This window comes from Cytobacillus solani (assembly GCF_006704205.1).
Lineage (GTDB): Bacteria > Bacillota > Bacilli > Bacillales > Cytobacillaceae > Cytobacillus > Cytobacillus solani.
In genome coordinates, this window is the sequence record NZ_CP041305.1 from 4,974,162 (window position 1) to 4,995,477 (window position 21,316).

Annotated in this window: 20 protein-coding genes; 1 reads left to right on the forward strand and 19 read right to left on the reverse strand. The window is 39.0% G+C overall.

The window, feature by feature from the left end; all coding sequences use genetic code 11:
• Nucleotides 1–54: 54 nt before the first annotated feature.
• The 7 genes from fabG to FI644_RS25020 form a co-directional block, all read right to left on the reverse strand.
• A complete protein-coding gene (gene fabG / locus FI644_RS24990) occupies nt 55–798 on the reverse strand; it encodes a 3-oxoacyl-[acyl-carrier-protein] reductase (RefSeq protein ID WP_053475632.1) in 744 nt (247 codons plus the stop codon).
• Nucleotides 795–1,742 (reverse strand): ACP S-malonyltransferase, encoded by a 948-nt coding sequence (gene fabD / locus FI644_RS24995; protein ID WP_053475631.1) that lies wholly within the window; start codon nt 1,740–1,742, stop codon nt 795–797. The genes fabG and fabD overlap by 4 nt, the downstream gene beginning before the upstream one ends.
• 21 nt (nt 1,743–1,763) lie before the next feature.
• Nucleotides 1,764–2,756 carry a phosphate acyltransferase PlsX gene (gene plsX / locus FI644_RS25000; protein WP_053475630.1) on the reverse strand — a complete coding sequence of 331 codons (993 nt, stop codon included), beginning with the start codon at nt 2,754–2,756 and terminating at the stop codon, nt 1,764–1,766.
• A gap of 39 nt (nt 2,757–2,795) precedes the next feature.
• A complete protein-coding gene (fapR, locus tag FI644_RS25005) occupies nt 2,796–3,371 on the reverse strand; it encodes a transcription factor FapR (protein WP_053475629.1) in 576 nt (191 codons plus the stop codon).
• A gap of 62 nt (nt 3,372–3,433) precedes the next feature.
• Nucleotides 3,434–5,482 carry an ATP-dependent DNA helicase RecG gene (gene recG, locus FI644_RS25010; RefSeq protein WP_056684078.1) on the reverse strand — a complete coding sequence of 683 codons (2,049 nt, stop codon included), beginning with the start codon at nt 5,480–5,482 and terminating at the stop codon, nt 3,434–3,436.
• Between the two features lie 93 nt (nt 5,483–5,575).
• On the reverse strand, nt 5,576–7,255 hold the full coding sequence (locus FI644_RS25015; RefSeq protein WP_053475627.1) for a DAK2 domain-containing protein: 1,680 nt from the start codon (nt 7,253–7,255) through the stop codon (nt 5,576–5,578).
• Between the two features lie 16 nt (nt 7,256–7,271).
• The gene (locus FI644_RS25020) at nt 7,272–7,634 is read right to left on the reverse strand and encodes an Asp23/Gls24 family envelope stress response protein (RefSeq protein ID WP_053475626.1); all 363 of its coding nucleotides are present in this window, start codon (nt 7,632–7,634) and stop codon (nt 7,272–7,274) included.
• A gap of 347 nt (nt 7,635–7,981) precedes the next feature.
• Here FI644_RS25020 and rpmB point away from each other — a divergent pair, with 347 nt between their 5' ends.
• Complete coding sequence (rpmB, locus tag FI644_RS25025; protein ID WP_053475625.1) at nt 7,982–8,170, forward strand: 50S ribosomal protein L28; 189 nt, start codon at nt 7,982–7,984, stop codon at nt 8,168–8,170.
• A 252-nt stretch (nt 8,171–8,422) separates the two neighbouring features.
• Here rpmB and spoVM read toward each other — a convergent pair whose 3' ends face one another.
• The 12 genes from spoVM to coaBC all read right to left on the reverse strand — a co-directional run bounded on the left by spoVM (nt 8,423) and on the right by coaBC (nt 21,297).
• Nucleotides 8,423–8,503 (reverse strand): stage V sporulation protein SpoVM, encoded by an 81-nt coding sequence (spoVM, locus tag FI644_RS25030; protein ID WP_053475624.1) that lies wholly within the window; start codon nt 8,501–8,503, stop codon nt 8,423–8,425.
• Between the two features lie 89 nt (nt 8,504–8,592).
• Nucleotides 8,593–9,240 carry a thiamine diphosphokinase gene (locus FI644_RS25035; RefSeq protein WP_053475623.1) on the reverse strand — a complete coding sequence of 216 codons (648 nt, stop codon included), beginning with the start codon at nt 9,238–9,240 and terminating at the stop codon, nt 8,593–8,595.
• Nucleotides 9,241–9,434: 194 nt separating this feature from the next.
• On the reverse strand, nt 9,435–10,094 hold the full coding sequence (gene rpe / locus FI644_RS25040; RefSeq protein ID WP_056684075.1) for a ribulose-phosphate 3-epimerase: 660 nt from the start codon (nt 10,092–10,094) through the stop codon (nt 9,435–9,437).
• A 2-nt stretch (nt 10,095–10,096) separates the two neighbouring features.
• Entirely contained in the window at nt 10,097–10,978 is an 882-nt protein-coding gene (gene rsgA, locus FI644_RS25045; RefSeq protein WP_053475621.1) for a ribosome small subunit-dependent GTPase A, read from the reverse strand.
• Between the two features lie 20 nt (nt 10,979–10,998).
• Entirely contained in the window at nt 10,999–12,978 is a 1,980-nt protein-coding gene (gene pknB / locus FI644_RS25050; RefSeq protein ID WP_053475620.1) for a Stk1 family PASTA domain-containing Ser/Thr kinase, read from the reverse strand.
• Nucleotides 12,975–13,733: a Stp1/IreP family PP2C-type Ser/Thr phosphatase gene (locus FI644_RS25055; protein WP_053475619.1), complete on the reverse strand. Its 759-nt coding sequence runs from the start codon at nt 13,731–13,733 to the stop codon at nt 12,975–12,977. The genes pknB and FI644_RS25055 overlap by 4 nt, the downstream gene beginning before the upstream one ends.
• A 4-nt stretch (nt 13,734–13,737) precedes the next feature.
• Nucleotides 13,738–14,823, reverse strand: coding sequence for a dual-specificity RNA methyltransferase RlmN (rlmN, locus tag FI644_RS25060; protein WP_053475618.1), 1,086 nt, complete (start codon nt 14,821–14,823; stop codon nt 13,738–13,740).
• A 2-nt stretch (nt 14,824–14,825) separates the two neighbouring features.
• Entirely contained in the window at nt 14,826–16,178 is a 1,353-nt protein-coding gene (gene rsmB / locus FI644_RS25065; RefSeq protein ID WP_056684071.1) for a 16S rRNA (cytosine(967)-C(5))-methyltransferase RsmB, read from the reverse strand.
• Complete coding sequence (gene fmt / locus FI644_RS25070) at nt 16,175–17,125, reverse strand: methionyl-tRNA formyltransferase (RefSeq protein WP_056684069.1); 951 nt, start codon at nt 17,123–17,125, stop codon at nt 16,175–16,177. Before fmt ends, rsmB begins: the two co-directional genes overlap by 4 nt.
• Nucleotides 17,122–17,607: a peptide deformylase gene (def, locus tag FI644_RS25075; RefSeq protein WP_056684067.1), complete on the reverse strand. Its 486-nt coding sequence runs from the start codon at nt 17,605–17,607 to the stop codon at nt 17,122–17,124. Before def ends, fmt begins: the two co-directional genes overlap by 4 nt.
• 76 nt (nt 17,608–17,683) lie before the next feature.
• Nucleotides 17,684–20,092, reverse strand: coding sequence for a primosomal protein N' (gene priA, locus FI644_RS25080; protein ID WP_142108943.1), 2,409 nt, complete (start codon nt 20,090–20,092; stop codon nt 17,684–17,686).
• Nucleotides 20,089–21,297 (reverse strand): bifunctional phosphopantothenoylcysteine decarboxylase/phosphopantothenate--cysteine ligase CoaBC, encoded by a 1,209-nt coding sequence (gene coaBC / locus FI644_RS25085; RefSeq protein ID WP_053475613.1) that lies wholly within the window; start codon nt 21,295–21,297, stop codon nt 20,089–20,091. The genes priA and coaBC overlap by 4 nt, the downstream gene beginning before the upstream one ends.
• Between the last annotated feature and the right edge of the window lie 19 nt (nt 21,298–21,316).

A 21,316-nucleotide genomic window follows, 5' to 3' on the forward strand; every position in this document is an offset into this window, starting at 1 on the left:
TCAATTTTATAAAGCAAATGTTTAACAAATTTGACCAGCATTTTAATTCTGTCCTTACATCACCATTCCGCCATCAACATGAAGGGTTTGCCCTGTCATATATTTGCTGTCTTCAGATGCTAGAAATACAACAACATTCGCAATATCTTCTGGCTCACCGAATCTAGCTAATGGAATTTGCTTTAGCATTTGATCCTTTACGTCCTCAGTTAGCTTATCTGTCATATCAGTCGTAATAAATCCTGGTGCAATTGCATTAACCGTTATTCCGCGTGATGAAAGTTCCTTCGCCGTAGTCTTTGTAAGTCCAATTACACCAGATTTTGCAGCAACATAATTCGCTTGACCCGGGTTCCCGCTTACGCCTACGATGGATGAAATATTAATAATTCGTCCACTGCGCTGCTTCATCATTTGTCTTGTAACTGCTTTTGTACAAAGAAAGACGCCTTTTAGGTTGATATTGATTACATCATCCCATTCTTCCTCTTTCATTCTCATAAGAAGATTGTCTTTCGTAATTCCAGCATTATTGACTAGAATATCAAGCTTTCCAAAAGTGTCTATTGTAGCCTTTACCATATTAGCTACAGACTCGCTATTCGAAACATCGCATTGAACAGCGATAGCATTTCTCCCTAGCTCTTTAATTTCAGCGACTACTTGATTTGCCCTATCCTCGCTGCCTGAATAATTAACAACAACGTCTGCTCCTTGCTTCGCAAGACCTAGTGCAATTTCTCTTCCAATTCCGCGAGAAGCACCAGTTACAAGAGCAATTTTCCTCTCTAGCTTCATTGACTTTCCTCCTTTAAAGACTCAATAACCTCAATACAGGTTTCTTTATCCGAAACAGCATAAATTCGCACCTTTTTATCGATTTTCTTTACTAAGCCAGAAAGAACCTTCCCTGGTCCAATTTCAATAAATGTATCGACACCTAGGGAAATCATTTTTTGAATAGAATCTTCCCATAAAACAGGGGAATATAATTGTTCAATTAATCGGCTTTTTATCTCAGCTGATGAAGACATTTCAGTAGCAGAAACGTTTGCAATTACTGGAATGTTTGCATCATTTACAGAAATTTCGTTAAGGATGCCTTTAAATTTTTCAGCAGCAGGCTTCATTAGCTCTGAATGAAAAGGACCACTTACAACCAAAGGCATTACCCGCTTGGCTCCTGCTTCCTTTGCTTTTACTGATGCAAATTCGACCCCTTTTTTTGAACCAGAGATAACAATCTGGCCAGGGCAATTTAAATTGGCTAATTGAACAGGGTGTCCCTCATTAGTAATTTCTGACGTAACACCAGCCAGATTGTCACGGTCAAGTCCTAAAACAGCCGCCATTGATCCTTCTCCATTTGGAACTGCCTCTTCCATAAATTCGCCTCTTTTTCGAACAGCATACACGCCATCCTCAAAAGAAAATGCCCCTGCAGCAACAAGTGCCGTATATTCACCAAGACTATGTCCTGCAACATAATCTGGTTGAATTCCAGATTGTTTAAAATACTCCAGGATCGCAATACTAGTCGTTAAAAGGGCTGGCTGCGCATTTGTTGTTAATGTCAGCTCTTCCTGCGGACCTTCAAAAATAAGGGCAGAGAGCGGAAATTTTAGTCTATCGTCTGCTTTATCGAAGATAGACTTAACCGTTTCATCCATTTCAGCTAAAGATTTGCCCATTCCAACAATTTGTGAACCTTGTCCCGGAAATAGAAATGCTATTTTTCCCATTTCAACTCTCCTTTTTCAAATTTATTTTGAAGCTTCCTTTTCTACTGCTTCTTTGATCGTTTGAGACACTGCGTTTTCAACCATGTTTCTTGTTTGTTTTACCGCACTATATAATGCATTCGCATCAGATGAACCATGTGCTTTAATAACTGGTGCCTTTAAGCCAAACAACCCTGCACCGCCATACTCTGAATAATCCATTTTTGATTTTAATTGAGCAAGATCTGGTTTCAGAACAGCTGCAGCCATTTTGCTTTTTAAGCTGCTAGTAAGTGCTGTTTTCATCATTTTAAAAACTGATAGTGCTGTCCCTTCGATCGTTTTAAGGACCATATTTCCAGTAAAGCCATCTGTCACTACGACATCTGCCACTCCATCCAGCAAATCACGTGCTTCCACATTGCCAATAAAATGAATATTTGCTTGCTTTAACAGTTCAAAGGTATCCTTAGCTAGCTCATTTCCCTTTTTCTCTTCCGTTCCGATGTTCAATAGACCAATTCTTGGATTAGATACCCCACGAACCTTTTCAGCATAAATGGAGCCCATAATCGCGTATTGCAGCAGATGCTCTGGCTTCGCATCCACGTTTGCACCTACATCAAGAAGTAAAAATCCCTCTCCACCGATTGTTGGTAATGTCGGTGATAATGCTGGCCGTTCAATTCCTTCTATCCGTCCGACGACAAAAAGACCTGCAGCCATTAAAGCTCCTGTATTCCCAGCTGAAATACATGCATCTGCTTTACCATCTGCTACCTGCTGAGCAGCAAGAACCATAGAAGCTGTCTTCTTTCGCCGTACTGCTCTAACAGGTTCATCCGTTGGCAAAATGACTTCATCTGTATGTAAAATTTCAATTCGTTCATCGGATGTTAAATATTGTTTTATTTTTGATTCGTCTCCAACAAGGGTAATGTGAATATCTTTATATTCACTTATCGCTTTCATTGCACCAAGAACAATTTCCATTGGTGCATGGTCACCGCCCATTGCATCAATTGCTATTTTCATATATCTATAACTTCCTTTGTTATTAATTTGAAGGAAAATCTAAGACCTGTGTCCTGCTTCAGAACGGAACATATCAAATTCACCTTTAAAGACAAGTTCATTATTAACAAAGCTAGTCACTTCTACAATCGTTCTTCCCTTTTCTGTATCTATGTTGACTACCCTTGCCTTCGCAATTACCCTTTCATTTTGTTTTACAGAGCGGGTAAATTGGATATTTGCTTTGGCAGTTAATGCAAGTTCATCATTCATTAGCGCAACCGCAAGCGAATTTGCCTGAGCAAATAAGTGATGACCTCTGGCAATCTTGTTTCTTCTAAAAACATGCTCTTCTTTAATATCCAGGATGGATATTGCTGTTTTATCTAGCTCTATATCTATAATTTCACCGATTATTTCTTCTATCGGCAATGCACGAACTTCATCATCAAATCTTTTTTCAGCGACATTTTTTATACGTTCGCGCAATTCAGGGATAGATAGCTCAAGCCGGTCTAAGCGAATGGTTTGGACACTAACCATAAACTTTTCCGCAAGCTCTTCGTCCGTAACAAAAGGATTCTCCTTTATTGTTGTGCTTAATAATGCCTGCCGTTCCTTTTTATTTCTTTTCATTTAACACACCGTCCGCGATATTAAGACTAGGTACTAATAGTAGTATATAATTAAGAATCGCTTTAATCAAGCTTTTCTCCTTCTAAAACACCTGATTCCTTCAAATAATTTCTTAAATACATATATTCAGAGGAATGCCAAAACTCATTTGACTGGATCATTTGAGCAGCATCATTCCTTGCCGTTTCTAAAGCGCGATAATCATGAACCATATCTGCCACTTTAAATTCAGGTAGACCACTTTGTTTTTTACCAAAAAAGTCTCCCGGGCCTCTTAGCTCAAGATCTTTTTCGCTAAGCAGAAATCCATCATTTGTATCTGTCATTATTTTCATCCGTTCCTTACCAACTTCTGATTTAGGATCAGCAAGTAAAATACAGTAGGACTGCTCACTCCCTCGTCCCACTCTCCCTCTTAGCTGGTGAAGCTGAGCAAGTCCGAATCTTTCCGCATCATAAATGACCATCATTGTTGCATTTGGGACGTTTACGCCTACCTCAACAACTGTAGTTGATACAAGCACTTGTTTTTCATTTTGACTAAACGCCTTCATAACCGCTTCTTTTTCATCTGGAGTAAGTCTGCCATGCATGAGTCCGATTGCATACCGTCCATTAAAATAATGTGTTAAGTTGCTGTGGACATCAATTGCATTTTGAACATCTAATTTATCTGACTCTTCAATAAGGGGGCAAATGACATAAGCTTGATGACCCGCACGCAGCTCTTTTTCCACAAAAGCAAGGACGCGATCCAGCATATCAGGCTTTGCCCAATACGTTTCAATAGTCTTTCTTCCAGCTGGCATCTCATCAATTATCGACACATCCATTTCACCAAAAACAGTGATCGAAAGTGTCCGTGGAATTGGCGTAGCAGTCATAAATAGTATATCAGGATTTTCGCCCTTTTCCCTTAAGACTCTTCGCTGCTCTACCCCGAATCGATGCTGCTCGTCCGTGATCACAAGTCCAAGATTGTAAAATTCGACTTCATCCTGAATTAATGCATGCGTTCCGATTAAAATATCGATTTCGCCTGCCTTTAATAGTTGCAATATTTCTTTTCGGCGTTTCCCTTTTACAGAGCTAGATAATAACTCACAACGAAGCTGGAACGGTTCAAGCATCGCCTTCAGTGATTCCATATGCTGTTCTGCGAGAATTTCCGTTGGCACCATCAATGCCCCTTGAAACCCAGCTGTTATACTTGCATACAGAGCTATTGCTGCAACAGCCGTTTTCCCTGAACCAACATCCCCCTGTAAAAGCCGATTCATCCTAAAAGGAGATTTCATATCAGTAAGAATTTCATTCACTACTCGCTTCTGAGCATCTGTTAGCGAGAATGGAAGAGACTGTAAGAATGACTGAAGCGATTCAAGGTTATAGTCTTGAGCAATTCCTTTTGTATGGTCTCTTTCAAATTTTCTTAATGCCTGCATTTTTAACTGAAAATAAAAAAATTCTTCATATACAATCCGGCGTCTTGCTTGCTTAAGCTCTTGCTGGTCAGTTGGAAAATGCATAATTCTTATGGCTGTTCTTCTATTTAAAAGCTTGTAGTTTTTTAAGAATTGCTCAGGCAAGGTTTCTACAATAAACTCACCAAATTGATTGAAAGCTAAATTAATAAATCGTCTTAATCCTTTAACCGTTAGCTTTCCCTTTACTGTATATACAGGTTCAAAATCCTTAGACTTGGTCTGTGAACCAATATGTATTTCACTTGCCGTTATCGTTTGTCGATGCTGATCCCATTTTCCTGTTATCGACACTGTTTCATTAATCGCAATCTTATTTTTCACATAAGGCTGATTAAATAGCACAACCTGCACAAGATATCTTCCGACAAGTACTCTTACGGTCAATCTTGATCGCTTTCTTCCATAATAGACGAGAGAAGGCTCGCTATGGACCTTCCCTTCAATAGTAATTCTTTCATCGTGCTTTACATCAGCTAAATCACGAAGGCGATAATCTTCATATCGATATGGGAAATATTCCAGCAAATCATTAACGGTCCGTATCTTCATTTCACCAAGAATTTCTTCTGTTTCTCCACCGATTCCTTTAATGGCTGTTATGGACTGATTTAAGATTTCATTCACGATCCTTTAGCGGAAAAGACCATATCCGCCATACCCTCCCTTTCATTTTTTTCATGACAAAAAAGAAGGGGATCCCCCTTCTTTTCACATCACTTATTCGATCGCAAAAATGAATGCATACAGCGGCTGCTTCCCATCATGCACTTCAATTTCTACATCTTCATATTCATCTTCCACGAAGCTAACTAGGGCTTGAATGTCTTCATCAGTGGAATCTTCCCCTTTTAAAATGGTTAAGATTTCTGAATCAGCATCAATCATGTTCATTAATAAATCTTTTGCCGATAGGACCTTATCTTTATTTTTAACAACAATTTTTCCTTCATTAATACCCATGAAATCATTCTTTTCTATTTCAAGTCCATCAATGCTCGTATCTCTAACAGCAAAAGTTACTTGACCTGTTTTCACATGCTGTAATGCTTCATTCATCACTTCTTCATTTTGTGATAATTCCGCTCCTGGATTGAAAGCAAGCAATGCTGACATTCCTTGTGGAACAGTCTTCGAAGGAATAACAATCACTTCTTGATCAGACACCTCAGCTGCCTGCTGTGCAGCCATAATAATGTTTTTATTATTAGGAAGAATAATCACTTTTTTAGCGTTAACTTCATTTATTGCTTTAACAATATCCTCTGTACTTGGATTCATTGTTTGGCCACCCTCGATAACAGCATGTGCACCAATACTGCGGAACAAATCAGCAATTCCACTTCCCATTGAGACGGTTACAATTCCATATTCTTGTTTTGCTTTTTTTAATTCATTTTCAGAAACAAGCGGTGTTTGTACTTCATCTACCAAATTAGAATGCTGTTGACGCATATTTTCAATTTTCATGTTAATCAGGCTGCCGTAACGCTGACCGTATGTTAAGCAATCTCCTGGCTGTTCAGAGTGAATATGTACTTTAACAAGTTCTTCATCAGCAATAACTAATAAAGAATCTCCATACTTGCTTAAATCCTGACGGAACTTTTCTTCAGTAAATGGATTATTTGCAAGCTTTCCACTTTCAAATTTCACCATAAACTCGGTACAGTAACCGAATTCAATATCCTCAGTATTCATAAAGCTATGGACATTTTTATGGTGCTCCGCACTAACTAGCTCATCCATTTTTGGAAGAGAGGCAGGTGTATCCGGCAATTCTTCTCCTTTTAATTCGGCAAGAAAACCTTCGTATACGAATACGAGTCCTTGACCTCCACTGTCAACTACTCCTACTTCCTTAAGGACAGGCAGTAAATCAGGTGTACGGTTTAAAGAAGCTTTTGCCTCTTTCACTACCTCATCCATAATAGCGATGATATTATCTTCATTTTTTGCTATTTGGACTGCCCTTTTAGCGGCATCCTTTGCGACTGTTAATATTGTCCCTTCAACAGGCTTCATTACTGCTTTATAGGCAGTTTCAACCCCATTTTGAAGTGCTGCAGCAAACTCTTTGCCGTCTATTTCTGATTTTTGTTCAATCGCTTTTGAGAATCCGCGAAATAACTGAGACAATATAACACCTGAATTTCCACGCGCTCCCATCAGCAAACCTTTCGAAAGCGCTGACCCTACTTTACCAATATGCGGCTGAACATTATTCTTTACTTCCTTAGCACCTGAAGTCATTGATAAATTCATATTTGTTCCTGTATCACCATCAGGAACAGGGAAAACGTTAAGTGCATCTACCAATTTCGCATGAACGGATAAATGGTTCGCACCGAGTATAACCATTTCGGCAAATCGTTTTCCGTCTAAAACTTTAATTGACACAAGTCTTTCCTCCTCATTACGGGTTCGTAACACGAACACCCTGAACGTAAATATTGACCGACTCGATGGCAAGGCCAACTGTTTGATTAAGCGTGTATTTTACTTTCGATTGAACATTATGAGCAATCTCGGAAATTTTTGTTCCGTAACTAACAATAATATACATGTCGATATGTACTTCATCGTTTTCTTGGCGAACAATTACACCGCGGGTAAAATTCTCTTTACGCAAAATTTCTGTTAAGCCATCTCTTATTTGTTGCTTAGAGGCCATACCAACTATACCATAGCAGTCAACAGCCGCTCCACCTGCAAGCGTAGCAATCACGTCATTTGAGATATCAATTTGGCCGAATTTCGTTTTAAGTTCGATTGACATATTTCTTTCCCCCTTTAAAATTGTTCTACCCCTATTTTTGCTCCAAGAGCTATAACTTTCGAAGCAGCTTATCCACACACCTTAAAATATTTTACTATAAGTACATTTATTTTGAAAGCTACAGTCTATCTTTTTATTATAGCTTATTCAATCATAGTGTATGTCAAGGTTTTTTTCTTGAAAGTCAAGTATTGCATTAAAAATGGTTGTATGATAAATTATTAAAGTATCTTTTAATGTCTAAAAATAAGTTTTGCTTTTTTTAACATTAAATCACTTTGGTCATCTAACATGGCAAATGATTCTTAAAAAAGCTTTTAGCTTATGTGTTAAGGAGGGAAATGAATATGCCACGCAAATGTGTTGTAACTGGTAGAAAAACAACTACAGGTAATGCACGTTCTCATGCTATGAATGCTAACAAACGTACATGGGGTGCTAACCTTCAAAAAGTACGTATCCTTGTAGACGGAAAACCGAAACGTGTTTGGGTTTCTGCAAGAGCGCTTAGATCTGGTAAAGTAGAACGCGTTTAATTACGTGTCGGGACATCCTTATGGGATGTCCTTTTTCTATAGTTAAGCGGAAGCGCCTTGGCCATCGCCGCACAAACGCAGAAGGGCCGGTTCTTTCGATAAAGGAAACACGAAGAGCGATAGCGAGTCGATGTTGACTTATCGTAGGGAGGGGACCTGAAGTTTGATAGGGGATAGGACGCTTAGGCTAGACAATTCTCAATTAAAAAAATAAAGCACCTTTAACAGGTGCTCTTTGCTTCATGTAATGGTTCAATTTTTCTTGAAGGTCCCTAACATTGCACGGACAATTCCGCCTAAAAACTTTGGCAATTTAATGGTATAAAATCTCATTACTCATGTCCCTCCTCGATCTCACACATCCATCTTCACCATTCATCATATTCAAAATAAATAGATAAGTACTAATCATTTTTTCAGACCTAATCATTACTTCTTACAACCATTAATATGCCTTTTGAAAATGAAAAATGACCACAATCGTGAATAAGTTCATTACTTATGCATAAAGTGGAGCCTAAAGGGATCTGGCGGTCTACTAATGGATATTTAAAGCCCTCAAGTGTCATACCGTTAACTTCCATTGTAATGGGCAAGAATGAAATGTATTTAAAGCCTGTAATTTTCTTTATTGGATACTTTCCTGGCATTCGAAGAAACACAATATTTTTTTTGTCGATTATTTCCACCTGTATTTGCTGATCTATTTGCAATGGTTTCATAAGTAGTTGAATGTTTGCGATAAAATGATCGACTCTGCCTCCTGTTGCTCCGAAAACTCTAATTAAGTCAGGTTTTTGTTCAATCGCCCAATCCATCGCCAGTTCCATATCTGTTTCATCTTTTTCAGGCATGAAGCGGTTCAATTCATCAACATTTTGCTCGATTGCATCCATTTCCTCAACTGTAACGGAGTCGAAATCACCAAAAGCAATCGTCGGTTTCATTCCAATAGATAGAAGTGTAAAGACTCCTCTATCGACTCCCACCCAAATATCTTCATCTGTTTGATATCTTTCTAGATTTGGCAGTAATTCATTCGGTCCACCAGCCAATATATTTATATTCATTATTTCGACCACCTTATAAAGACTATTAAAAAAACTAAGCATTCGCCAAGTCCTTCCGGCGAATACCTTAGTTTTTCTTATGCGTTACTATAAGCAGGAAATTTATTGAACGTAGAATATCACCTTAATACGTTAACAAATTTAAATTTTCCTACTAGCTAAAAAGAAGTCAGCTAGTGACAGCTGACTTCGAATTAATTAAGTATGGTACTGCCTTTAATTGCTGCAATTGCCTTCGCACGATCCTTTTGATTGTATACGGCGGAACCAGCCACAAGCACATTCGCACCTGCTTCAATACAAAGCTTTGCCGTCTCTTCATTTACCCCGCCATCTACTTCAATTTCAATATTCAATCCTTTATCATCTGCCATCTTCTTCACAGCAGCAATTTTTCGAAGGACAGATGGAATAAACTTTTGACCGCCAAAACCAGGATTTACTGTCATCAGCAAAACCATATCAACATCTTCAATAATATCTTCAATCATCTGAACAGGTGTTGCCGGATTTAATACTACTCCTGCTTTCACACCAAAAGACTTGATGTAATGAATCGTGCGATGAAGATGTCGACAAGCTTCAACATGAACGGTAATATAATCGGCTCCGGCCTTCGCGAAAGACTCAATATACTGGTCTGGATTCTCAATCATAAGATGCACATCAAGAGGAAGCTTCGTCGTGGGCCGAATCGCTTCAACAATTAAAGGTCCGATTGTAATATTCGGAACAAAATGCCCGTCCATAACATCGACATGAATATAATCGGCTCCTCCTCTTTCAACATCTTTAATTTCCTCCCCCAGCTTGGAAAAATCAGCAGATAGTATGGAAGGGGCTATCTTCACCATAGTTAGTACCTCGGCTTTCTGTCTTTTATTTCTTGCAAAAATGTCTTATAGTGTTCATACCTATAGGATGGGAGTTCCCCATTTTCAATAGCAGCCTTAACTGCGCATTTTGGTTCTGCCATGTGAAGACATCCCCTAAATTTACATTCCTCACTCAGCTTTTCAATATCTGGGAAACAAAAGTTAAGATCAGGAATCTCTATATCCATAAATTCAAGGGAGCTAAACCCTGGAGTATCAGCTACTAAGCCTTGTCCAACTTTAATTAGTTCCACATGTCTTGTCGTATGCTTCCCTCTCCCAAGATGGGAGGAAATATCATCCGTTCTTAAATCTAAATCTGGATTAAGCGCATTAAGGAGAGAAGATTTGCCAACACCTGACTGTCCTGCAAAAACTGAAATTTCCCCCTCCAAATAAGGGAATAGTTCCTTTACTCCTTCTTCTGTTTCAGAAGAAGTTAAGAGAACGTCATAGCCTGCCTTTCGATAGTCCTCTGCATAGTGCTGTATCTCCTTATTTTGTTTCGCATTTGTTAAATCCATTTTCGTTATACAAATTATCGGCTTAATATGATTAAACTCTACTAATACAAGAAAACGATCAAGAAGGGCAGTGCTGAAGTCAGGCTCGACAGCAGAAAAAACGAGAATTGCTTGGTCTACATTGGCAATTGGCGGCCGAACAAGTTCATTCTTCCGTTCTTTTACTTCTAAAATATATCCTTCTTTATCATTTTCAGCTTGGAAAACAACTTCATCACCGACTAGCGGGGTTATTTTATTCTTTCTAAAAACCCCTCTACCACGGCATTGCACGGTCTCACTCTCATTCAATACATAATAAAAACCGCTTAATGCCTTTATGATTTTGCCCTCAGGCATAGCAACACTTCTTTCTATTATTATTCAGGATATGGTACTTCCTGCTGGTCAATGACAGTATTATCTCTTCTAACTTGATATACTGCTTTCTGCCCGTGTTGAATCTCAAGCTCTAATCTAAATTTTCTCGTTTCAGTAATGTACTCTGTTATAAAAGGATCGGTTATGCTTTGATTCATATCATTAACATAAATCTGTACTTCCTGTGGCTGGCCCTCTATTACAGGCTCATATGGAACGGTTACCTCAATAAATACTGTTTTCGGAGGGATTTCCTTTTTTCCTTTAGATATAACCACTTTAACTTTGCTTCCCTTTGAAACTTGCGAACCTGCTCCAGGTTCTTGCCTGATAACAAGGCCTTCCGAAACAGTGTCATGGTATTCTTCCTTTCCATACTCAATAACTACACCTGTAGATTTTTCATATGCCTCCAGCCCTTTTTTATTATACTCTCTTAAATCTTCTAAAGTGATAGGCTTCGGTCCCTTACTAACAGTAAAAACCAATTCAGTATCCTCTGGGACAACAAGCTCTCCTTCTGGCTTGCTTTGTTCTAATATGGTACCTGCAGCTTCACTTTCATCATTCACTTCTTCTTTCACGATCTTTTTGAAGGTATTCCTCAGCAATCGATCCACATCATCAAAAGATTTGCCTACATAGTTTTCAAGTTCATATTTTTCTTCGCCTAAACTTTCATATAGGTCAATTTTTGCTCCTTCTTTTAGAACGGTACCAGCCTTAGGATCAGTTTTAATTATTAACCCTTCATCTAATTCATCATCATTAATTGAAATCGTCTCACCAATACTAAATCCAGCTTCTTCTAGCTGCTTAATAGCCTCATCAGCCTTTTCTCCAGTTAATTCAGGTACAGATATTTCATCCGGTGCCAATATATCAGGAAGAACAAAGACCACAAAAATGCCAAGGATAATTAAGGCAAAAAAAGTAGAAACTAAGATGGTTGGCCATTTTCTTCGTTTTTTCTGATCTTTTTTTACTTTCTTCTCTTTCTTTGGCGGCGTATCCTGAGGAGAGTGATTCCCTTTCATGTCCTTATCACGAACGACCGTTTCCTCCATATTTGAAAAGGAATGGTTGTCTGTTATGATCGGAATCGCCTTAGTCGCGTCATTATCAATTGGAAAAATTAATTTTTCCTCATGAATTCGTTCAGGCTCAAGTGCTGTTCTTATATCTTCTTCTACTTCCTCTACACTATCATAACGATGAAATGGATCCTTAGCAGTTGCTTTGAAAACAATATTTTCGACACTTTGAGGGATCGATGGATTCCATCTCCGTAGTGAAGGCGTTTCAGATTGCAGGTGTTTAAGTGCAATAGATACTGCGGATTCGCCCGAAAATGGCAATCGACCAGTCAGTAATTCAAACATCACGATTCCTAACGAATAAATATCTGACTTCCGATTGGCCATTCCGCCTCTTGCTTGTTCGGGTGACAAATAATGCACAGAACCTAACACAGAGTTCGTTTGTGTAATACTTGTTGCACTCAAAGCCATTGCTATTCCAAAGTCTGTAATTTTCACATTGCCAAACTGGTCAATTAATACATTATGAGGCTTAATGTCTCGATGGATAATATGATTTTGATGAGCATGAGAAATGGCTGATGTTAATTGCTTCATAATATCAAGCACTTTGTCTAACTGAATCGGACTGTTTTGCTGTATGTATTGCTTTAATGTTTGTCCATCCACATATTCCATCACGATATAGTAGATCGAATCTTCTTCTCCAACATCGTAAATACTAACGATATTCGGATGGGCTAGACTTGTTGCTGATTGTGCTTCACGATGAAAACGGCGAATAAACTCCTCATCATTAGCAAAATCTAGTCGAAGCATTTTAACCGCTACATCACGATCTAGAATCATGTCATGGGCTAAATAAACATTAGCCATTCCACCCCCGCCAATGCTTTCAAGAATTTTATATCTACCGCTAATTCTTTTTCCAATCATCATAAGCCATCACCAGATTTACTACCATCCAAAAACTCAACAATGACTAGGGTTATATTATCTTCACCGCCGTGGTTATTAGCCAATTCAATAAGAGTAGAAGCCTTATCATCCAAGTCAGTCTCACTTTTAAGTATGTCGATCATTTCAGCCTCAGTCACTTTATTTGAAAGACCATCAGAACATAATAAGAGCAAGTCTCCATCTTCAAAAATAATCGTTTTAATGTCAATGCTCACAGATTCTTCTGTCCCCAATGCTCTTAAAACGACATTTTTCATTGGATGATGTTCGGCATCCTCTTTTGAAATTTGTCCCGTTCGAACTAGCTCATTCACAAGCGAATGGTCATCCGTTAATTGCTGAAAACCCATTTCATTTAAAATATAGCATCTGCTATCACCAATATTGGCTACACTTGTAAAACGATCGGTACATATAGCAGCAACCATTGTTGTCCCCATGCCTTCGCATTCAGATACCTTCTTTGAATGGTCATGGATAAGGATATTCCCTTGTTCAATATTTGTTTTTAGCCATTCTTCCGCCTCATCAGCGGTTTGGATTTCTTCTGTTTCTCCCCATTGCTTCTGTAAATGTGTCAGTGCCATTTCACTTGCCACATCACCAGCGCGATGGCCACCCATGCCATCTGCTACAATGGCAAGGCGCTGACCGCATTTATTCGTAAAAACTCCACCGTTATCTTCATTATGCTGACGAATTCTTCCTCGGTCTGTCCTATAAACAGCGTTCATCTTGTCACCTCGTCTCCTCTTTTCGCTCCTTTGCACGAAGTTGTCCACATGCTGCATCAATATCATGACCCTGTTCTCTGCGAACAGTTACATTAATGCCATGATTTTTCAACGTTTTTTCAAAATTAATAATCTGCTCCCTCGGTGTTCTTACATAATCTCTTTCAGGAACATAATTGACAGGGATTAAATTCACATGACACTTCAACCCTTTAATCAGTCTTGCCAATTCTTCCGCATGTTCAACCTGATCATTAACACCGCCAAATAATCCATATTCAAAGCTGACACGTCTGCCTGTCTTATTTATATAATAGCGTATGGCATCCATTAAGTCAGGCAATTTATACGCACGATTAATAGGCATTAGACGACTGCGAAGCTCTGTATTTGGTGCATGCAACGATAAGGCAAAATTAATCTGCATGTTTTCATCGGCAAATTTATAGATTTTCGGGATAATTCCACTTGTAGAAACAGTGATATGACGTGCACCAATATTCAAGCCCTTATCATGATTAATAATTTTTAAAAACGAGAGCATATGATCAAAATTGTCAAACGGTTCGCCAATTCCCATAATTACAACCGAGCTTACACGCTCGTCAGTCTTATCAAGAGCCTGCTGTACTTTTACGACCTGTGCAACAATTTCTCCTGCTTCTAAGTTGCGTTTTAATCCGCCTAATGTAGAAGCACAAAACGTACAGCCAATTCTGCATCCGACCTGTGTTGTCACACATACAGAGTTTCCATAATCATGCCTCATTAATACCGTTTCAATCGAATAGCCATCATGAAGCTCAAACAGAAATTTAATTGTTCCATCCGACGACTGCTGCTGGATGATCGTTTTTAAAGTTGTTAAGGTAAAAGCTGATTCCAGCCTATCTCTTAACTGTTTTGATAAATTTGTCATATCTTCAAATGAAGTGACCCTTTTGGTATAAAGCCAGTCAAAAATTTGCTCAGCACGAAATGCTTTTTCATTATTCTCTTTGAGCCATTCTTTAAGCTCCTGCAGTTGTAAAGAATAAATGGAGGGTTTTTGATCTATCGTTGATTGTTTCATAGCTGTTACTTGTTCCATTCTTACACCTTCTTTCTTAAACAGGCTATATAAAAGCCATCCGAACCAATATCTTGTGGTAAAATTTGAAGCTCAAATCCATTAACTAATGGACGAATCGCTGCAGGCATCCGATCCTTTATCGTAAGATCCTCTTCAAAATCTACATCATTTTTTAAAAAGGACTCAACTACAAGCTGATTCTCTTCCCTATCAACTGTACAAGTACTATAAACTAGAATACCACCTTTTTTCAACAAAGGGGAAACAGCTTTTAATAAGTTTAACTGTATCGATGATAGCTGCATTAAATCTTCTTCTTTTTTCGTATACTTCATATCAGGCTTCCTTCTCATGACACCAAGGCCAGAGCATGGAGCATCAAGCAAAATACGATCAAATGATTCCTTCTCAAAATATTCTTGAACCTTTCTGCTATCAAGTGCACTTGGTTCAATATTAGTAAGCTCTAATCTAGTTGCATTTTCCTTAATGAGCTTTACTTTATGTTCATGGAGATCAAGTGAAATGACTTGTCCAGTATTTTGCATTTTCTCTGCAATATGAGTTGATTTCCCCCCAGGTGCAGCACAAGCATCCAAGATCCTTTCATTTACCTCAGCACCTAATGCATATGCCGCAAGCATAGAGCTTTCATCTTGAATCGTTATATATCCTTCTTTAAAAGCAACCGAGTTTGCAAGATTCCCTCGGTAGCACTTAATTGCCTCTGGTAAAACAGGACTTGCTTCTACTTGGAAACCTTCCTCATTAAGCTTCAGAATGCAATCCTCTTTCGAAATCTTTGTTAGATTCACTCTTGCTGTCTGCAATGGAGCCGTTAAATTGATCTCACACATCTGCTTTGCTTGTTCGATACCGAGCTGGTCGACCCATCTTTTTACAAGCCATAGCGGATGACTTGTTTCAATTGACAGTCTTTCGATTGGATCCTCCAAAGTTTCAATAGATGGCAGACCTTGTCGCTGGATATTTCTAAGAACACCATTGACCATCCCAGAAATCCCTTTATGGCCCTTTTGCTTAGCAATCTCAACTGCCTCAAAAATAGCTGCTCGGTCTGGTATTTTATCTAAATAAACCATTTGATATAAGGTCAGACGCAATAATTGCTTAACCCAGCTTTCCACTTTTTTATTTCCATTTAAAAATGGCTCCAAATAGAAGTCAAGGCTCATTCTCCGCTGCAATGTTCCATAGGTTAATTCCGTAAGCAGGCCAATGTCCTTCTGGTTTATTTCATTTTTCTTAATCGCATTATTTAGAAGGAGATTACTGTATGCCTGATTTTTCTCAATCGTTTCTAACAAATCAAGTGCAGTCTCTCGGACATTTTTCTTCCTCTCTTTCTTCATTGCTCTTCCCCAAGGCAGTCGCCAACTTGAATTTGCGAACCAGCCCCTCTTAAAAATTGCTCGGCTGACATCTTTTTCTTGCCTGATGGCTGGAGCTGAAGAATTTTAATAGCCGTATCATTTCCGGTAGACACGATTACAGACTGTTCATTTAAACCAATAATCGTCCCTGGTACCTTATTGATATGATTATTCGTTTTCTCTGCCCACCAAATCTTAATAACTGCACCATTTAAGGTTGTATAGGCAACAGGCCAAGGATTTAACCCGCGAATGTGGTTATAAATTTCCTCCCCTGTTTTTGACCAATCAATCTTTTCTTGTTCTCTTTTAATATTTGATGCAAAGGTAGCTTCCTCGTCATTTTGAGGTATGGATGTCAATTCCCCTTTTAATAATTTTGGCAATGTTTCAGATAATAGCTGTGATCCTGCAGCACTTAATTTATCATGCAATGTGCCGACCGTATCTGTTTCAGCAATTGGCACTTCAACTTGTGTTAAGATATCTCCTGCATCCAGCTTTTCCGCCATATACATAATCGTAATTCCTGTCTTTTCTTTTCCTTGAATAATCGAATAATGGATAGGTGCGCCACCTCTAAGCTCCGGAAGCAAGGAAGCATGAACATTGATGCAGCCGTATTTCGGTGCTTCTAGCAGCGCCTTTGGCAAAATTTGACCAAAAGCAGCCGTTATGATCAAATCTGGGTCCAATGCCAATATTTTTTCAAGCTCTTCAGGCTGACGGATTTTTTCGGGCTGAAAAACTGGGATCCCGTGTTTTTCAGCTTCTACCTTTACTGGCGGCGGTGTTAACACTCTTTTTCTTCCTACCGGACGATCTGGCTGTGTCACAATCCCAATCACATCATAACCATCTTTTATTATTTGCTGCAGGACAGGAACAGAGAAATCTGGTGTTCCCATAAATACAATCTTTGTCATTCTACTTCCAACCCTTCCAACTCTTCTTTATCCAAATATCTTGTTACCTTCGAAGTGAATAATACACCGTGCAGATGATCAATTTCATGCAATATCGCTCGCGCTAAAAAGTCTTCTGCCTCAAAAGTAAAAAACTTTCCTTTTCGATCCTGTGCTTTTATTTTTACATAATAAGGCCTGCTGACTTCTCCAAATAGATTAGGAAAGCTTAAACACCCTTCCGGCCCTGTTTGTTCTCCGCTCACTTCAAGAATTTCTGGATTCATCATTTCTATCGTTCCATTTTCATCATCTATATCAACGATTGCAGCCTGCATATCAAGTCCAATTTGGGGAGCGGCAAGCCCAACCCCATCAAATTCAATCATCGTATCGTACATATCATTTAAGATTTTTGCTTGTTTTTTATCAAATTGTGTAACAGGCTTGCACTGAACTTCAAGGATTTCTGCGGGAAATTCTACTATTTTTCTGACTGCCAATTTACTTCCTCCTGTATGATCTCTATCCAACTATTTTCAACCATTTACTTCGTATTCATAACCGTTCGGTCAATTTCTACATTAGAATATATGGATTTACATCCACTGAAATTTGCAAACCGCCTAATGAGATTTCTTGTTGATATTGATCGAGTATTTTCTTCATTGCTAGATTTAGCTCTGGTTCCCGTTTGTATTTTATCAAACATTGATATCGATATCTATTATTGATTCTAGGAATCGGAGAAGCGACAGGACCTAAACAAATCGCTTCATTGGAAAGTCTCGATCGAATATATGCGGTAATTTTTTCTGTTATCGACACTGTTTTCATTAATTCTTCATGGCTGACTGTAATGAGGGAGATATAATAAAAAGGAGGGTACTTATGGATTTTCCGCACCATCATTTCTTTTTCATAAAAACGATCAAAGTCCTGTTCTCCTGCAAGTTCTACACTATAATGCTCAGGTGTATAGGTTTGAATAATGACTTCGCCTTCCTTCTCATGCCTGCCAGCCCGTCCGCTCACTTGCGTTAATAATTGGAAGGTTTTCTCCGATGAACGGAAGTCAGGTAAGTGCAGCATCGTATCCGCTGACAAAACACCAACTAATGTGATATTTGGAAAATCAAGGCCCTTTGCAATCATTTGTGTCCCTAAAAGAATATCTGCATGACCTTCCTGAAATTGATCAAGCAGCTTTTCATGTGAACCTTTACGGCTTGTTGTGTCCACATCCATTCGAATCACTTTTGCATGTGGCAAAATTTTAACTAGCTCTTCCTCTACTTTTTGCGTGCCAGTGCCAAAGTACCGAATATGCTCACTACTACATTCCGGACAAGAATTAGGTACATGTGCTTCATACCCGCAATAATGGCATTTCATTCGCTGATTGGCCCGATGATACGTTAGGGAGATATCACAATTTGGACAATTTACAACATACCCGCAGTCTCTGCACATGACGAATGATGAATGGCCTCTTTTATTAAGAAAAAGGACAATTTGCTCTTTTTTTTCTAGCCTGTCCTCGATTTTTTCTAAAAGCAGCCGAGAAAACATCGAGCGGTTACCCTCTCTTAATTCTTCCCGCATATCAATGATTTCAACACCAGGCAACGCTTGATTATTCATCCGATTCGGCATGGAGAGCAGCGTATATACACCCTTTTGTGCTCTTGCAAACGATTCAAGTGATGGAGTTGCACTTCCTAGCACAACTGGGCATTGATGTGTAGCCCCTCGTTTAATTGCGACATTTCGTGCATGATACCTCGGATTATCCTCCTGCTTGTAGCTTGTCTCATGTTCCTCATCAATGATAATAATGCCTAAATTCTCAAATGGCGCAAAGATGGCCGATCTCGCTCCAACAACGACCTTCACTTCCTTTTTCTGAATCTTTCGCCATTCATCATATTTTTCACCAGCGGATAGCCCACTATGAAGAACAGCCACCGCATTCCCAAATCTTCCTTTAAATCGTTTGACCATTTGTGGGGTCAATGATATTTCCGGGACAAGAACGATGGCCTCTCTTCCTTGCTGGAGCACTTTTTGGATCGATTGAAGGTAAATTTCCGTCTTTCCGCTGCCTGTCACCCCGTATAGCAAAAAGGTTTGATGCTTAATCTCTTTTATGGTTTCAAGAATTGGCGTAATTGCTTTTTGCTGATCCGCTGTAAGTGGAAGCGGTTCTGTATGCGAAAACACTCTTTCTCCGAAAGGATCACGATACACTTCCATCTCTTTTTCCTCAAGTATCCCCTTTTGAAGTAGACCCTTAATTGTAGAAGCGGATATGCCAAGTTCAGATAAGAGCTTGCGCAACTCTACTGGAGCATCTGCTTGTAGGAAAAAATCAATGACTTCCTTCTGCTTTGCCGCCTGTACAGGCAAGTTTTCCTTTTCTGCGGCTAATTGCTGCTTTGATCGATTAGTCCATATATGTTTTAATTTTTTCTTTTTCACACGCTCTTTTACTTCATAAATAATTTCTACAGTTCCGTTTGCAACTTCCTTTTGCAATAGGTTTAAACAGCCACTTTTCACTGCTTCCTCCCAAGGAATCATTTCATCAGGTCCCAACACAGCTCTAATCTCAGCTGGAAGATTCGTTTCTTCTGCAGACAATTTCAGTTTTTTCTCATATTTTGCTTTTAATGCTGCAGGAAGCATAACTTGAAAAGCGGAAATTTTATAGCAAAGCGTTTCATATGTCAGCCATTCTCCAAGTGCTAATAGCTCTTGATTTAATATCGGTGTTATATCCATTGGTTCAATTAATTCTTTTAATTTGCCAAAGTCTGATTCTGGCTTTACCGCAATAACAAAACCTTGTATTTTTCGAGGGCCAAAGGGAACAATGACTCTCATTCCAGGCTTGACCACTTCAACTAAATGATCAGGTATAACATAATCAAAAGGCCTGTCCGTTTGTTTAGCAGGTACATCAACAATTACACTTGCAATGGTCATTTCATTTCATTCCCTAATAATTGCGAAGCTACATTTAGGATCTTTACAGCTACTTCGTTTTTCGATAGTAAAGGAAGCTCTATTACACTCCCATCTCGCTTGAATAACGTAACAATGTTCGTATCCGTACCGAATCCAGCCCCTGCTGTCTTCACATTATTAGCTACAATCATATCAGCATTTTTCTTTAATAGCTTTTTTTGGGCATATTCAGCAACATGATCCGTTTCAGCTGCAAAGCCAATAAGAATTTGTTTTTTCTTATTTTTACCCAACTCCATAAGAATGTCCGTTGTTCTTTCAAGCTCCATGCTTTCGTCCCCATCCTGTTTCTTTACCTTATGATCATAGCTGTTTTTTGGACGATAATCTGCCACTGCTGCTGTTTTAATGACAATGTTTGCATCACTATATTCCTTCATAACTGCTTGATACATGTCCTCAGCACTTTCGACTTGAATAAGCTCTACTCCTACAGGTGCTGTTATGCTAACAGGACCAGAAATAAGAACTACCTTTGCACCTGTTCGGGCAGCCTCTGCAGCAATCGCATAACCCATCTTTCCTGATGAATGATTCGTAATATATCTGACTGGATCAATTTTTTCCCGGGTAGGACCAGCTGTAATGACGATCTTTTTTCCGGATAGCTTTAGATCCTTAGGGTGGAAAAACATCTCAATATTCTCTACAATTTTCTCTGGTTCCTCTAGACGCCCTTTCCCTACATATCCGCAGGCAAGATATCCTTCTCCAGGCTCAATAAATCGATACCCAAAGCGATATAATGTTTCAATATTTTGCTGAACCGCTGGATGACTATACATGTGGACATTCATTGCTGGGGCTATCCAGACTGGTTTTGTGGCCGCAAGCAATGTAGTCGTAATCATATTATCAGCAATGCCATTTGCTAGTTTCCCAATGACATTTGCCGTTGCTGGTGCAACTAAAATCAAATCTGCCCAGTCTGCAAGGTCAATATGTGCAATAACCTTTGAGTCCTTTTCATCAAATGTATCTGTATATACATCATTTCTTGATAATGCTTGGAACGTTAACGGGGCAACAAATTCACAGGCAGAATCACTTAAGATTACCTTCACATCTGCACCTGCCTGGGTAAGTTTGCTTGTTAAAGCAGCTGCCTTATATACAGCAATCCCGCCTGTTACACATAACAGTATTTTTTTTCCGTGCAGCATTCTATAACCCCCATCTGCT

What these genes read in the sequence shown, in the direction of transcription:
- fmt (WP_056684069.1), bottom strand. Translation starts at nt 17,125, where the DNA reads ATGACAAAGATTGTATTTATGGGAACACCAGATTTCTCTGTTCCTGTC.
- rpe (WP_056684075.1), bottom strand. Translation starts at nt 10,094, where the DNA reads ATGGTGAAGATAGCCCCTTCCATACTATCTGCTGATTTTTCCAAGCTG.
- rlmN (WP_053475618.1), bottom strand. Translation starts at nt 14,823, where the DNA reads ATGGAACAAGTAACAGCTATGAAACAATCAACGATAGATCAAAAACCC.
- FI644_RS25055 (WP_053475619.1), bottom strand. Translation starts at nt 13,733, where the DNA reads ATGAACGCTGTTTATAGGACAGACCGAGGAAGAATTCGTCAGCATAAT.
- plsX (WP_053475630.1), bottom strand. Translation starts at nt 2,756, where the DNA reads ATGAAAATAGCAATTGATGCAATGGGCGGTGACCATGCACCAATGGAA.
- fabD (WP_053475631.1), bottom strand. Translation starts at nt 1,742, where the DNA reads ATGGGAAAAATAGCATTTCTATTTCCGGGACAAGGTTCACAAATTGTT.
- FI644_RS25035 (WP_053475623.1), bottom strand. Translation starts at nt 9,240, where the DNA reads ATGAATATAAATATATTGGCTGGTGGACCGAATGAATTACTGCCAAAT.
- fapR (WP_053475629.1), bottom strand. Translation starts at nt 3,371, where the DNA reads ATGAAAAGAAATAAAAAGGAACGGCAGGCATTATTAAGCACAACAATA.
- pknB (WP_053475620.1), bottom strand. Translation starts at nt 12,978, where the DNA reads ATGATGATTGGAAAAAGAATTAGCGGTAGATATAAAATTCTTGAAAGC.
- FI644_RS25020 (WP_053475626.1), bottom strand. Translation starts at nt 7,634, where the DNA reads ATGTCAATCGAACTTAAAACGAAATTCGGCCAAATTGATATCTCAAAT.
- rpmB (WP_053475625.1), top strand. Translation starts at nt 7,982, where the DNA reads ATGCCACGCAAATGTGTTGTAACTGGTAGAAAAACAACTACAGGTAAT.
- priA (WP_142108943.1), bottom strand. Translation starts at nt 20,092, where the DNA reads ATGACCATTGCAAGTGTAATTGTTGATGTACCTGCTAAACAAACGGAC.
- spoVM (WP_053475624.1), bottom strand. Translation starts at nt 8,503, where the DNA reads ATGAGATTTTATACCATTAAATTGCCAAAGTTTTTAGGCGGAATTGTC.
- coaBC (WP_053475613.1), bottom strand. Translation starts at nt 21,297, where the DNA reads ATGCTGCACGGAAAAAAAATACTGTTATGTGTAACAGGCGGGATTGCT.
- rsgA (WP_053475621.1), bottom strand. Translation starts at nt 10,978, where the DNA reads ATGCCTGAGGGCAAAATCATAAAGGCATTAAGCGGTTTTTATTATGTA.
- rsmB (WP_056684071.1), bottom strand. Translation starts at nt 16,178, where the DNA reads ATGAAGAAAGAGAGGAAGAAAAATGTCCGAGAGACTGCACTTGATTTG.
- fabG (WP_053475632.1), bottom strand. Translation starts at nt 798, where the DNA reads ATGAAGCTAGAGAGGAAAATTGCTCTTGTAACTGGTGCTTCTCGCGGA.